This is a genomic window from Mesorhizobium sp. M7A.F.Ca.US.014.04.1.1 (assembly GCF_003998745.1).
Classification (GTDB): domain Bacteria; phylum Pseudomonadota; class Alphaproteobacteria; order Rhizobiales; family Rhizobiaceae; genus Mesorhizobium; species Mesorhizobium ciceri.
Window position 1 is genome coordinate 1 of the sequence record NZ_RZRW01001482.1, and the last position, 379, is coordinate 379.

The 379-nt window shown below is 69.4% G+C and carries 1 protein-coding gene; it reads right to left on the reverse strand.

What is annotated here, in order from left to right; all coding sequences use genetic code 11:
- On the reverse strand, positions 1-379 hold a 379-nt coding region (locus tag EOA22_RS37240; RefSeq protein WP_164756363.1), incomplete at both ends, for an ABC transporter substrate-binding protein.

Consider the following 379-nt stretch of genomic DNA (forward strand, 5'->3'; position numbering starts at 1 on the left):
CGCCATATCCGCGCCTTGACGGTGACGATATGCCCGGTGCCGGCGGCAACCGCAGCACTGTTCCAAGGTTCGCCTGCGCAGTACCCGTCGATGCGGCCGGTGGCCAGCGCATCCGCCATGAAGGGCGGCGGCACGATGACGATCTCGATTTCGCGCCCCGGATCGATGCCGCAGGCGGCGAGCCAGTAGCGGAGTTCGTAATTGTGCCCGGAATGCGGATGCACCACGGCGAAGCGCAGCGGGTCGCCACCGGCCGCAGCGCGCTCGCGAATGAGCGCGCGCAACGCCGCACCGGCGCGCGCCGGATCAAGATCGGCTTCGGCGCCGTGCGCCACCATTCCGGCCCAGACGGTGTTGGAGACGGTGACGCAATTGCCGC